This window comes from Hydrogenobacter sp. T-2 (assembly GCF_033971325.1).
Lineage (GTDB): Bacteria > Aquificota > Aquificia > Aquificales > Aquificaceae > Pampinifervens > Pampinifervens diazotrophicum.
The window spans coordinates 1,563,013-1,576,032 of the sequence record NZ_CP117180.1 but is presented as its reverse complement, the minus strand read 5'-3'; the positions used below and the strand labels follow the sequence as shown (position 1 = coordinate 1,576,032).

Sequence of the window (13,020 nt, the reverse complement as noted above, 5' to 3'; positions counted from 1 at the left end):
TATATATTATATTCCTATGGAGTTTCCAAAGCTAAGACCAAGGAGATTAAGAAGGAAGGAAAATATCCGTAGGCTTGTGAGAGAGACCAAGCTGAGCCTTGACGACCTTATATACCCCATCTTTGTGAGATACGGACAGAATATCGTGGAAGAAGTCCCAAGCATGCCTGGAGTATACCGCTATAGCCTTGACAAGGTAGTGGATGCAGTAAAAGAGGTAAGAGACCTTGGCATACCTGCCATAATACTCTTTGGCATACCAGAGCACAAGGATGAAGTGGGCTCGGACACTTGGAGTGATGAAGGCATTATACAAAGGGCTCTAAGACTCATAAAGAAGGAAGTGCCAGATATGTATCTTATAACGGATGTATGCTTTTGTGAGTATACAACGCATGGACATTGTGGAGTGCTGTGTGATGGAGATGTTCATAACGACCTGACCCTTGAAAACCTTAAGAAGCAAGCCATATCGCATGCCAAAAATGGTGCGGACATGCTCGCACCCTCTGGAATGATGGATGGTATGGTAAGGGCTATAAGAGAAGCCTTAGATTCCTCTGGATTTGAAAACATTCCCATAATGGCATATTCCGCCAAGTATGCTTCTGCCTTTTATGGACCCTTTAGGGAAATAGCTGAATCCGCACCAGCTTTTGGAGATAGAAGAAGCTACCAGATGGACCCAGCAAACTCAAGAGAAGCCATTAAAGAGATACTTTTGGATGTGCAAGAGGGAGCAGACATTGTAATGGTAAAACCAGCTTTAGCTTACCTTGATATAATAGCAAAAGTAAAAGAACACACTCTCCTGCCAGTGTGTGCTTACAATGTAAGTGGTGAATATGCCATGATAAAAGCAGGTGGCAAACTTGGCTGGATAGATGAGAAGAGGGTTATGATAGAAACTCTACTTTCCATAAAGCGTGCTGGTGCGGACATGATAATCACCTACTTTGCAAAGGATGTGGCAAGGCTCATAAACAGTGGGGAAGTTTGATGGGCTTGGTTGAAAGGTATCCAGTAAGATACACAGTGGAGGACTGGAAACACTGGCAGGGAGACTGGGAGCTGGTAGAAGGTATACCTTATGCTATAGCTTTGCCAAGACCTATTAATCAAATTACACTCATAAAACTCGGACACCTACTATACAGCACTTTAAAGGATTGCGAAGACTGCAAAGTAGCGGGAGAACTTGACTGGTATATATCCTATGATACAGTAATAAGACCGGACTTGATGGTTTTATGTGGAGAAATTCCAGAAAGGGTAGAAAGTCCGCCACAGATGGTTATTGAGATAGTTTCACCCTCCAGTAGGCATATGGATGAAGGGCTTAAGTTTGAACTGTGTGAAAGAGAAAAGGTGAAATATTTTGTGCTTGTTTATCCTGATGAGAAATATGTGAAAGTCTTTGAACTATTTGATGGAAGATACAGAGAAAAGTTTGATGGTGTATTTAACTTTAACGATTGCAAGGTGGAAATAAACTTTGAGGAGGTCTTGCTTTGAGATTCTACGGCATACCCTCAGAGGACAGAATTTATGAAATAGTAGAAGGGATAGAAGAAGGGCAATGGGTTTACGAGGAAAATGGAAAAAAAGAAGAGCTTGACGCGCAAAAAGCAAGGGAAAAGCTCCTTGAATTGACCGCTATGGTAAAAAAATGGAAAGAGGAAACCAGAAGCATACCCGCAGGCACAACCTTCTTCTTTGTAAGCACTCCAGACAACCCTCAAGCTATAAAGGTCTATGACCTATCTTCTCTTGGATGTTCTTCAAGTCTTAGCCCCGCAAGGTGGAAGGTCTACAAAAAGGAGCTTGAAGGTCAGCTTTGATGGTATATTTCCTCAAGTATCTCTTTGCCACCCCCTTCTAAGAGCCTTCTGGCAAGTTTTTTGCCTATCTGTTCCGCCTGATGTAGGTCTCCTTCTTCCACTCCTTCTAAAAACCTTTTTCCTTCAAGGTCAGAAATAAAGGCTTTTAGCTTTAATTTCTCGCTCTCAATCCATGCATAGGCACCTATAGGCACTTGGCAACCACCTTGAAGCTCTCTCAGAAAAGCCCTTTCACACTCCGCCCTAATACGACTTTCTCTATGGTCAAGAGAGGCTATAGCCTCATACACCCTCTGGTCTTCTTGCCTTATCTCTATGGCGAGACTTCCTTGACCCACCGCAGGGATAAAGTCTTCCAATACTTGGCTTACCCTTTCCTCAAATCCCATTCTCTTAACACCTGCGTAAGCAAGCACTATGGCGTCATAAAGTCCTTCCTCCAGTTTTCTGAGCCTTGTATCCACATTTCCGCGAAGGGTCTCCACCCTCAAGTCTGGTCTTTTTCTCTTTATCTGAACCTGTCTCCTCAGAGAGGAAGTGCCTACCTTTGCACCCTCTGGAAGCTCTTGAAGTCTTCTCCCATCCCTTGATATGAGCACATCAAAAGGCTCTTCCCTCTCTGTTATAGCTCCAAGAGTGAGACCCTCTGGCAGAACCATTGGCACATCCTTTAAAGAATGAACCGCAAGGTCTATATCTCCTCTCAGAAGTGCCTCCTCTATCTCTTTTACAAAAAGTCCTTTGCCTCCTATTTTTGCCAAAGGAGCGTCAAGGATTTTATCGCCGGTGGTAGTAATAAGCACAAGCTCTACGCTGTATCCCCTGCTCTCAAGCCTCTCCTTCACATAGTTTGTCTGCCAAAGAGCTAACTTGCTCTTTCGTGTGCCTATACGAAGTGTATTCTTACTCATCCTTATCAACCCTACCAAGTTTTTCTATTATCCTTCTAAAATTTTCAAAAGGCATAACTTTCTCACTTTCTTCAATCCGCTCTGTGGTTATTACGAAAGCTCCGTCTATATCCACTTCAACGATAGCCCTACCCTTTTTTGCAAGCCTTTTTCTTGAAAGATCTCTATCTTCATCAAGCGTTATAAAAAAGACTTTTATATTTTGTGTGAGATTTGATTGTTTTAACTTCAAAGACCAATAACCTGTTTGAGCTATTCTTTCCCTTAAGGTAGCTTTTACAGATATTATCGCTAAAGCTCTGCAATTCTTATTGTATATAACTAAATCAGCATCTGGAACATGCATCCCAAACTCACCATAATCAACAAGTATACTCCTTTTCACCATGCATAGACACTCATCTAACACTATACCGCTTAACTTTGAGCCACTTATTATATTTAAACCATGTTTTTTAACTTCAGAACTTATAACTTCCACTATCAACTCTTCAAGAAGCCTCCCTTTGAAGGCTTTCCAGCTTTGCTCTGCGTCTTTTATACCAAACTTGGTTATTTCCCCAGAGAACTCTTGCCTTATGGTTTCAAGAATATTAGAAAGGTTTTCTATGCCTCTTAGTCTTACATCTTCTATAGCTTTCAATTTTAATGTTTCAAGGAAAAACTTTTTACTATCTTTCATAGAAATTCCACCTTATTTTCGTCCCTTTCTTTTTAACACTCTCATCTTTTCCAACTATTATAAGGTATTTAAAACCTCTAAGATAGAAGTTATGCTGTAAAGCCTTGCTATGCCAAAAGGGAGTATTTGAGGCTTGATTTCTGCGAACCACACAAACCACATCAACAGGGGAAAAATATTTTGTAAGTCTTTCGTATATCTTAAAGCCCACTGGAATATATTCCCCCTTTGCCCATTGGTCACCTATTAACCAAGCCAATACTTTACCTTTTTTGAGTATTCTATGGCATTCCTGCATTACTTTTTCAAGCTCCTCGTAAAACTCTTCAGAACTTGCAGGTATATGACCTATATTTAAGGGATGGTCGTTATATTTGATGTTGTCTCCGTATGGCGAGTCTATAAACACTAAATCCACCGTTTCATCCTTCAGAGGTATGTTTCTGGCATCCGCCTGTATTATATCTTTTCTCGTTGGCACTATATCAAAGGCTACAACCCTTCTCCTCTCTTCAAGGCACACATCTATCGTAGTCCCAGAACCTGCCATGGGGTCGCATACTATCTCACCAGGTTCAGTGTATCTCCATATGAGGTTATAAATAATGAAGGCTGGAGTAACGCCGGGGTATTTATTATTACCCTTTTTGGTGTATCCGTAACTTTGGTATGGATAGTCCCACAAGGTAGTTGTCATCATTGGGGGTATGTATTTATCATCTATTACATCTTCCCTGCGAAGCCTATTTATTGCTCTTCCCTCAAGGATACTCTTTATCAGAAGTGCCCCCTTCTCTGTCAGTATATCTCTCCACGAGATGTTAAGACTTCTAAAGATTGAACTTGCCTTTTCAACTTTTTTTATGGTTTGTGTTGTTTCAAAGCGTATATAGTAAGGGTATCTACCTTCAAAGATTGGAATACCTTTATCATATCCAGGTTCGCCTTTTGCAGTAAAAGTGCCATAAAGAACATCTTTGTCAAGATTATACAGAAAAATAAAATCGCCTTCTTTAACTGCGAATAACTTATTTGCGTAATTTTTCCCAGTCAAGATTATCCTATTAGACAATAGTGTTTCCTCGCTCTTGTCAGTGCAAGCAAAGATAAAACCATGTCTAACAAAATGCTTTTTTACTTCACTTTTTTCTACCCCCACCGAGCTTAGGAAACCCATTTCCTCTAACATTCCACCACCCTTATATGAAGCTCCTTGAGCTGTTTTGGCTCCACATAGTCTGGTGCACCAGTGAGAGGGCATATACCCTTCTGGGTCTTGGGGAAGGCTATCACATCCCTTATAGAGTCCAAGCCTCTCATTATGGCAATTAGCCTGTCCAGTCCAAAGGCGAGCCCACCATGTGGTGGTGCTCCAAAGCGTAGTGCGTCAAGCAGAAAACCAAACTTCTCCCTTGCTTCCATCTCTGGTATCTCCAAAAGTTTAAAGACAAGCTCCTGAAGATCTTTTCTGTGTATACGAATGGAGCCTCCTCCCACCTCGTATCCGTTTATCACAAGGTCGTAAGCCCTCGCCCTCACAGAATGAACAAGCCTCTTTTTCTCCTCCAAGTCCTGCACCTGTAGAGCCCTTTCAAGAAGCGGAATATCTTCCTCTCTGGGTGATGTGAAGGGGTGGTGCAAGGAGACAAACCTTTTCTCTTCTTCATCCCATTCCATAAGAGGGAAGTCCACCACCCAAAATATGTCAAATTTACTCGTATCTATGAGGTTGTATTTCTTGCCTATGTGAAACCTTAGATTTCCAAGAATACGGTAGACCATTTCCCTTTTGTCCGCGGAGAAAAATATTACATCACCTGGCTCAGCCCTTAGCCTTTGCAGAAGCTCTTTAGTCTCTTCTTCGGAGAAAAATTTTACTATGGGTGAGTTTAGCTTGTCTTCTTCTACCTTTATCCAAGCAAGACCCCTTGCTCCAAGGCTTTGCACAAACTGGGTAAGCTCATCTATCTCTTTCCTTGAGAGGTTTGAGCCTTTGAAGTTTATAGCCTTTACCACTCCACCAGATTCTATGGCTTGACGAAACACTTTAAACTCGGTGTTTTTAAAGACCTGTGTGAGGTCCACAAGCTCAAGCCCAAACCTACGGTCAGGTTTGTCTGAGCCATAAGTTTCCATGGCATACTCGTAGGATATGCGGTCAAAGGGGAGCTTTAGCTCAACGCCGAGAAGCTCCTTAAAGAGGCTATATATAAGCCTTTCGCTAAAAGCCATAACGTCCTCTTCCTCTACAAAGGACATTTCAAAGTCTATCTGGGTAAATTCAGGCTGGCGGTCTGCCCGCAGGTCTTCGTCCCTTAGGCATTTAACTATCTGAAAATACCTATCAAAGCCTGCAACCATAAGCACCTGCTTAAAGAGCTGTGGAGACTGAGGAAGGGCGTAAAACTTGCCCGGATGTAGCCTTGAAGGGACAAGAAAATCCCTCGCACCCTCTGGAGTGGACTTTGTAAGAAAAGGTGTTTCTATTTCCACAAAGCTTTCTTCAACAAAGACTTCCCTTACTATCTGATAGGCTCTATGCCTAAACAGAAGATTTTCCCTCATGCTCTCCCTTCTTAGGTCAAGGTAGCGGTATTTGAGCTTTGTCTCCTCCGAAAGGTGTGTCTCTTCGTCTATGGGAAAGGGTAAGGTTTCTGAGGTGTTGAGAATTTCAAGCTCTTCAATTACCACTTCGTAGTTTCCCGTCTTTAGCCTTGGGTTTTCTGTGTCAGGCGGTCTTTTCCTAACAGTGCCACGCAAGGCAACCACATACTCTGCTCTGAGCTTGTCCGCAAGCTCATACACCTCAGGGTTTGTTTTTTCTTCTACCACACACTGGACTAGACCCTCTCTATCTCTGAGGTCTATAAAGATAACTCCTCCATGGTTTCTTATGCGATGAACCCAGCCGTTAAGGACAACCTCCTTTCCGAGGTCTTGTTCGCTGATGTGTCCGCAGTATCTTGTTCTTTTTAGCATATTTAAATTATAGAAAATCCACCCTCCGCGTGCCTTAAAATGGTAGAATATAAGGTGATGAAGGTAAGAGTTCTTATACTTCCTAAAAGGGGACTTCTTGACCCAGAAGGCAGGGCGGTAAAGGAGATGCTCCTTGACGGCGGTTTTGATGTGAAGGATGTAAAGGTGGGAAAAGTGGTGGAGCTTGAGGTGGGAGAAGGCACAGACATAAAAGCCCTTGTGGAGAAGTATCTCGTAAATCCCTTAGTTGAGGAGTATGTAATAGAATGAAGTTTGCGGTCTGCGTATTCCCCGGCTCTAACTGTGATTATGACACTTACTATGTGATAAGAGACTTGCTTGGGCAGGATGTGAGCTTTGTAGACCACAATACAAAAAGGCTCAATGGTTTTGACTGCGTGGTCCTCCCGGGTGGTTTTTCCTTTGGTGATTATCTGAGGGCTGGAGTGCTTGCCAGCAAAACACCCCTTGGCAACGCTATAGTGGAATACGCACAAAAGGGTGGACTCGTGCTTGGTATATGCAACGGCTTTCAAATCCTCACAGAGCTTCACCTATTGCCGGGTGTTTTACTCAGGAACGAAAACCTAACCTTTCTGTGCAAGGACGTATATCTTAGGGTTGAAAATAACTCTTTACCCTTCACCAGGAGGTTTGAAAAGGGTGAGGTGATAAAACTTCCCATAGCCCATGGAGAAGGAAGGTATTATGTGCCAGAGGAAGAGCTAAGGTCTATGGAGGAAGGGGGTCAAATTGTCCTAAGATACTGCGATGAAAAGGGTAATATAAACTCTCAAGCTAATCCCAATGGCTCATTATACAACATAGCAGGCATTTGCAACAAAGAGGGTAATGTTTTTGGTCTTATGCCCCATCCAGAAAGAGCTTGCGAAGACCTACTTGGCTACCGAGATGGCATAATACTCTGGCATTCCCTCGTAGCTTAGGGATATAATTTAAGCATGAGGTTTTCCAACGAAGCCAAGGTAGGTGTTCTCGTGCTTGTATTTTCCCTTGGCTTTGCCTTTCTTATACTTACCTTCGGGGAGGTCCCCTTTTTCAAACCTGCGGTAAAAACTTACAAGGTCTACTTTGACAATGTGGCAGGGCTTAGTGCAGGTGCGGAGGTAAGGGTGGCCGGTTTAAAAAGTGGAAAGGTGAAGTCTATCAGATTAAAAGATGGCAAGGTGGAGGTGGTTTTTGAACTTGACAAAGACATAACCCTTTATAAAGATGCACAGGCGGAGATAGGAACTCTTGGTCTTATGGGAGACAAATACCTAAACATATACCCTGGAAGTCCACAAGCGGGCATTTTAGAAGAAGGCGGGACAATAAGTAAAACCCTTGGTTATGCGGATACAGACCTTCTTATAAAGCAAATGACAAGTGCCTCAGAATCTGTAAGACTAATGGTAGAAAGTTTCCAGCTTATACTCTCTGAAAACAGAGAGGATATAAGGAGAGTGGTGCAGAACTTGGAAATGCTCACCCATAACCTTAACCTAATAGCCCTTGAAAACAGAGAGTCCCTGAGAGGTGCAATACACAACATAAACCTACTTGCCTATAACTTAAACAGAACACTTCCTCAAACTATAGAAAGCATAGACAGGCTTGCAAAAAACCTTGAAGCCATAGCCAGCGAGAACAGGCAAGACATAAGAGAAACCGTTTCAAACCTAAAACAGCTTAGCAACGACCTAAAGACGACCTTTCCCGAACTTTCAAGAAACCTTAACGAGCTTTCAGTAAATCTAAACGCCTTGATTGTGGAAAACCGTCAAGACATAAGAGCGACCACATCAAATCTCTCTGAACTTACCAGCACCCTTAAAGAAAGCTCTGAAAGGCTAAATAACATACTGGCACATATTGAAAGAGGTGAAGGCACCTTAGGGAAACTAATAAAGGATGAGGAACTATACAGAAATGTAGCTTCTGGTGTTAGGGTGCTTGGCAAAGCAGGAGAGGTCGCAGATAGGACAAACCTCTACATAGGCTTTAGGGGTGAGCTTTACAGGGCTGGTGATTCAAAGGGGATACTTACTGTCAAACTGCAACCCGATAACGAAAAGTATTACCTCTTAGAGATAGTTGGAGACTCAAGGGGTAGAGTCTACAAGGAGGAAATACTCCCTAATCAATCTATAGTTAAAAAGGAGTTTAAGCCTGAAGTTACATTGCAGTATGCAAGAATATTTCCCTTCTTTGGTAAGGAGCTTGTCCTAAGAGGTGGGCTCAAGGAATCCACAGGCGGAATAGGTGTTGACCTTTTATACTCGCAAAGACTCGCCTTTACCACAGACCTTTGGGACTTTGGAAGGAGAGACAGACCACAGGACAAGGACCTAAAGCCAAATCTTCAGGTAGGTGTAAACTACAAGGTTAATGGTCCTATGTATGTGAGGTTTGGTGGTGATGACCTTTTAAATTCAAAGCTAAGGGGTGTTTTTGGTGGTGTAGGGCTTATGTTTACTGACAACGACCTAAAATACCTGCTTGGTAGTTTAAGACTACCCTTGCCATGAAGTAAATTGAAATAAATTTATGATTAGTAGCCATGTATAAGGAACATATATATAGGCTTTACAAGGTGAACATGAACCTGAAAGAGGACGAGTCTTTGCTCCTGTTTACAGACACGGAAAAGGACTATCTATTAGCTCTAATAGATCGCTTCGTGGAAACCGCAAGAACCATAACACGAAAAGTAAAACACTATGTTTATCCTTCCTTGGGAGGGCATGGCAAAGAGCCACCAGAGGAGGTTTGGAGGCTTGCCTTTGGAGATAGAGCAATAAATGAGCTAAGAAAAAAGGGTCTCTTTGAGCATATACTCCATAAAGAAGACTATTCAGAATATGAAGCCTTGCAAATACTCAAGGCTTACGCAGAAGATGTTCCTCATGTGGTGGTAGCCTTTCCTTACTACTCTACCACGCATACCTTTTTTAGAAAAGCTCTTACAGAAGACCTTGGCTGTAGATACGCAAGCATGCCACTCTTTGAGCCAGAGATGTTCTACGGTCCTATGGACGTGGACTGGGACTACGTGGCAAGACTGAGTCTTGATGTGGCGGACATGCTCTCTGAAGCGGAATGGGTGCATGTAAAGGCGGAAGGAACAGACATGGAGTTTTCTGTATCAGGAAGGAGTGCTGTGGCGGACACGGGTCTCTTCCACTATAGCGGTCAGTATGGAAACTTGCCTGCAGGTGAAGCCTTTCTTGCACCCCTTGAAAACTCAGCTTTCGGAAAGCTAACCCTAACCTACGGTACAAACAGGAAACTTGAAAGACCCATAACCCTTAAATTCCGAGATGGTGCGGTGGAAGAGATAGAAGGTTTTGAACCATATAGGAATTATCTTGAAGAGGTATTTAAACGACACGAGAATGCCAGAATAATCGCAGAGTTTGGCGTTGGAACAAACCCGGGCGCAAAAAAACCTGATAATATTTTAGAGGCTGAGAAAATCCTCGGCACAGTGCATATAGCCATAGGAGATAATCACACCTTTGGAGGTATAAACAGAGTTTCTTTTCACACTGATTATGTGGTTTTTGAACCTCAAGTAACCATAGGAGGTAAGGGATGGCAAAAGAGACTTTTAGAGAAAGGCAGACTAAAGACCTAAAGATAGAAATGCTTAAGAAGGTTCATATTTTTGAAGACTTATCAGAGGATGAGCTAAAAGATGCCTTGAACTACATGCAAGTGAGGGAGTTTAGGAGAAACGAGTATCTTTTCTTTGAAGAAGAGGCAGAGCCCGGCGTTTACATACTCATAGATGGTCTTATAAAGCTACTCAAAGAGACGCACGATGCAAGGATTGTTATAGTTAGGCTCGTATATCCCGGTGACATATTTGGCTGGATAGAGTGGGGTAAAAAGGTTCCAAGAAATACTTACACTGCAAAGGCGATGCTTGAGAGCAAAACCCTCTACATTTCCAACAAAGACTTTATAAACCTTTCCATAAAGCATCCTGCCATTGCTATAAAGATGACCTGTGAGGCAACCTCTACACTTTTACACAGCTACGAGACCCTCAAAAGCATAGCAGGAGGCAAAGTAGAAGAGAGAATAGCCAGAGTTCTCCTTGAGATAGCGGACAGGATAGGTAAAAAATACGAGGATGTTATCGTCATAGACGCACCACTTACGAGGCTTGATATTGCGGAGATGACGGGGACGACGGTAGAGACCACCATAAGGGTTATGAGTAAGTGGAAAAAGCAAGGTATAATAAACGCAGAGAGGGGATACATAGAGATAATAAAAAGAAGGGAGCTGGAAAGACTTGCAGTATGAGCCGGGCGGGATTTGAACCCGCGACCCACGGATTAAAAGTCCGTTGCTCTGCCAGCTGAGCTACCGGCTCTAAGATTAGTTATTATAGCATCTATCATCCGACTATTCAAGCAGTTTTTCCTTCCCTTTACCCTTTAAAATTCTTAGTTTGGACCTTTCAATGGCAAGGTCTCCATCGGACACATCCTTGTTTACTACAGAGCCTCCAGCTATAAAGGAATAGCTACCGATCCTTATAGGTGCTATAAGAAGGGCATTGCTACCTATAAAGGCACCCTTTCCCACGTAGCTTTGGTGCTTTCTCTTTCCGTCAAAGTTTGCAAAAACCACACCAGCACCTACATTCACATCATCCTCAATAGTTGCGTCTCCTATATAGGCAAGGTGCTTTGCTCTTACTCCTTCTCCTATAAAGGACTTCTTGACTTCCACGAAGTTTCCTATATGGCTACCCTTTCCTATCAGGCTGTTTTCTCTCACATGGGCAAAGGGTCCTATGATAGCTCCAGACTTTATATGTGAATTTCTTACTATGGAATATGCCTCTATCATCACTCCTTCCTCTACAAGAGCGTTCTCTAAGAGACTACCCTTTCCTACAATCACACCTCTGCCTATCTTCGTATTACCTCTTAGCATAGCGTCTGGATATATCTCCACATCACCTTCTAATACCACGTCAGGCTCTATCCAAACACTTTCTGGTTGGTGGATCGTGTTACCCTTTTCTGCCCATTCTTGAAGTATCCTTAGCCTTATGATGTTTTCCGCTACCGCTAACTCCCAGCGCGTGTTAGCTCCAAGGACCTCTGTAGGGTCTTCCGCCATAAAGCTCCTTACCACATAATCCTTCTCATGCATAAGACTGAAAACTTCCGTTAGATAAAGCTCACCAGTTTTAGGACTTGGCTTTACATTAAAAAGGGTTTCTATAAGATGAGGACAATAGAAAATGTAGACCCCTCCATTTATCTCCTTTATTAGCTTCTCCTCAAAGCTCGCGTCCTTCTCTTCTACCACCTTTATCACATTTCCCTTTCCGTCCTTTATTATCCTTCCGTAGCCTGTAGGGTCTGGCAATTGTGTGGAGAGCAAAAGGGCACTTAACTTGATACCCTCGTATTCTTCCACCATATGCAAATATCTCTGCATGTTTTTGAGGGTTTGTGGTTTGACCAAAGGAGAATCTCCGTTTATTACCAACATATACCCATAGTAGTCTCTCCAAAAGTCAATGGCAGAAAGCACCGCATCGCCGGTTCCACCCTTTGGGTTTGATTGATAAAAGTAATGGTAAGAATCTCCAAAGTATTCCTTTACCTGCTCCGCCTTATGCCCAACCACAAGGGCAGTATCCTCAATATTCAATTCCCTCAGAGTTCTTAGGACATACCATAGCATAGGTTTACCAAGTATGTTATGCATAACCTTTGGCTTTTCGCTTTTAAATCGTGTTCCAAGACCTGCGGACAGCACAAGGGCTCGCATGGAAATATTTTAACCTCTTCCTGCGTCCCTTGCGACGCCTCTTTTTGAGGTCCTTATGAACTCCACTAAGTTTCTTACCTCTTTGTGGTCTCCGTATTCACTAAGAAGTAAGGCTATAGCATCCTCCTTCAACATACCACTTCTAAAGAGAATTCTGTATGCCCTTTTGAGAATGGCTATTGTTTCCTTGGAAAAGCCTCTCCTCTCAAGTCCAATCGTATTTATGCCGTATAGATGTGCATGTTGTCCTGACGCCCTCACGTAGGGTGGTATATCAAGGGATACTCCAGAGAGACCACCGACCATAGCGTAAGCACCAACCCTTGCCCATTGGTGCACTGCGGAAAGCCCCCCTATAAAGGCATACTCCCCAACCTCCACATGCCCTCCAAGAGTAGCACAATTTGCCATTATTACCCCTCTCCTTACTATGCAGTCATGAGCCACATGAGAATAAGCCATAAGCATAACTCCATCCTCTATCACAGTCTTCATCTTATCTATGGCTGTTCCCCTGTGAATGGTGACGTATTCTCTTATTATCACATTGTTTCCCACTATCACCTCACTCTCTTCTCCCGCATATTTTAGATGTTGTGGCTCATCCCCCAAAATAGCTCCATCATGTACCTCACAGTTTGAACCTATAGAGACCTTTCCCTTTATTGAGACCCTTGCACCTATTTTTGTCCCATCCCCTATTATTACCTTACCTTCTATAACAGTGTAAGGACCCACCTCCACCTCTTCTCCTAACTCTACCTCACCTTTGATTATAGCAGTTGGATGCACCTTTGACATT

The 13,020-nt window shown here is 42.9% G+C and carries 14 protein-coding genes and 1 tRNA gene; 8 read left to right on the top strand and 7 right to left on the bottom strand.

What is annotated here, in order from left to right; genetic code table 11:
- Positions 1-16: 16 nt before the first annotated feature.
- The 3 genes from hemB to IAE16_RS09045 are packed head-to-tail and all read left to right on the top strand — an operon-like array spanning position 17 to position 1,841.
- Positions 17-1,000 carry a porphobilinogen synthase gene (gene hemB / locus IAE16_RS09055; RefSeq protein WP_323700515.1) on the top strand — a complete coding sequence of 328 codons (984 nt, stop codon included), beginning with the start codon at positions 17-19 and terminating at the stop codon, positions 998-1,000.
- Positions 1,000-1,515, top strand: coding sequence for a Uma2 family endonuclease (locus IAE16_RS09050; protein WP_323700514.1), 516 nt, complete (start codon positions 1,000-1,002; stop codon positions 1,513-1,515). The genes hemB and IAE16_RS09050 overlap by 1 nt, the downstream gene beginning before the upstream one ends.
- A complete protein-coding gene (locus tag IAE16_RS09045; protein ID WP_323700513.1) occupies positions 1,512-1,841 on the top strand; it encodes a hypothetical protein in 330 nt (109 codons plus the stop codon). The genes IAE16_RS09050 and IAE16_RS09045 overlap by 4 nt, the downstream gene beginning before the upstream one ends.
- Here IAE16_RS09045 and hemC read toward each other — a convergent pair.
- From hemC to aspS, 4 genes are read right to left on the bottom strand one after another with little or no spacing between them, the layout of a single operon-like run.
- A complete protein-coding gene (gene hemC / locus IAE16_RS09040; protein ID WP_323700512.1) occupies positions 1,832-2,752 on the bottom strand; it encodes a hydroxymethylbilane synthase in 921 nt (306 codons plus the stop codon). The two genes, IAE16_RS09045 and hemC, sit on opposite strands and share 10 nt — an antisense overlap.
- On the bottom strand, positions 2,745-3,434 hold the full coding sequence (locus IAE16_RS09035; protein ID WP_323700511.1) for a BsaWI family type II restriction enzyme: 690 nt from the start codon (positions 3,432-3,434) through the stop codon (positions 2,745-2,747). Before IAE16_RS09035 ends, hemC begins: the two co-directional genes overlap by 8 nt.
- Entirely contained in the window at positions 3,424-4,611 is a 1,188-nt protein-coding gene (locus IAE16_RS09030; RefSeq protein WP_323700510.1) for a DNA methyltransferase, read from the bottom strand. The genes IAE16_RS09035 and IAE16_RS09030 overlap by 11 nt, the downstream gene beginning before the upstream one ends.
- A gap of 5 nt (positions 4,612-4,616) precedes the next feature.
- Positions 4,617-6,413, bottom strand: a complete 1,797-nt coding sequence (gene aspS, locus IAE16_RS09025) for an aspartate--tRNA ligase (RefSeq protein WP_323700509.1) — start codon at positions 6,411-6,413, stop codon at positions 4,617-4,619.
- Positions 6,414-6,470: 57 nt separating this feature from the next.
- On the opposite strand from aspS, the gene purS reads away from it, so the two are divergent.
- The 5 genes from purS (at position 6,471) to IAE16_RS09000 (ending at position 10,730) form a co-directional block, all read left to right on the top strand.
- Positions 6,471-6,683: a phosphoribosylformylglycinamidine synthase subunit PurS gene (purS, locus tag IAE16_RS09020; protein ID WP_323700508.1), complete on the top strand. Its 213-nt coding sequence runs from the start codon at positions 6,471-6,473 to the stop codon at positions 6,681-6,683.
- Complete coding sequence (gene purQ / locus IAE16_RS09015; protein ID WP_323700507.1) at positions 6,680-7,360, top strand: phosphoribosylformylglycinamidine synthase I; 681 nt, start codon at positions 6,680-6,682, stop codon at positions 7,358-7,360. The genes purS and purQ overlap by 4 nt, the downstream gene beginning before the upstream one ends.
- A gap of 15 nt (positions 7,361-7,375) precedes the next feature.
- Positions 7,376-8,944, top strand: coding sequence for an MlaD family protein (locus IAE16_RS09010; RefSeq protein ID WP_323700506.1), 1,569 nt, complete (start codon positions 7,376-7,378; stop codon positions 8,942-8,944).
- 71 nt (positions 8,945-9,015) lie between these two features.
- Positions 9,016-10,053, top strand: a complete 1,038-nt coding sequence (locus IAE16_RS09005; RefSeq protein ID WP_323700505.1) for an aminopeptidase — start codon at positions 9,016-9,018, stop codon at positions 10,051-10,053.
- The gene (locus IAE16_RS09000; protein WP_323700504.1) at positions 10,011-10,730 is read left to right on the top strand and encodes a Crp/Fnr family transcriptional regulator; all 720 of its coding nucleotides are present in this window, start codon (positions 10,011-10,013) and stop codon (positions 10,728-10,730) included. Before IAE16_RS09005 ends, IAE16_RS09000 begins: the two co-directional genes overlap by 43 nt.
- Here IAE16_RS09000 and IAE16_RS08995 read toward each other — a convergent pair.
- From IAE16_RS08995 to lpxA, 3 genes are all read right to left on the bottom strand, one after another.
- Positions 10,728-10,800: transfer RNA gene (locus IAE16_RS08995), tRNA-Lys, on the bottom strand. The two genes, IAE16_RS09000 and IAE16_RS08995, sit on opposite strands and share 3 nt — an antisense overlap.
- Positions 10,801-10,832: 32 nt before the next feature.
- Positions 10,833-12,218, bottom strand: coding sequence for a bifunctional UDP-N-acetylglucosamine diphosphorylase/glucosamine-1-phosphate N-acetyltransferase GlmU (gene glmU, locus IAE16_RS08990; protein ID WP_323700503.1), 1,386 nt, complete (start codon positions 12,216-12,218; stop codon positions 10,833-10,835).
- Between the two features lie 9 nt (positions 12,219-12,227).
- A complete protein-coding gene (gene lpxA / locus IAE16_RS08985) occupies positions 12,228-13,019 on the bottom strand; it encodes an acyl-ACP--UDP-N-acetylglucosamine O-acyltransferase (protein WP_323700502.1) in 792 nt (263 codons plus the stop codon).
- Position 13,020 lies beyond the last annotated feature (1 nt).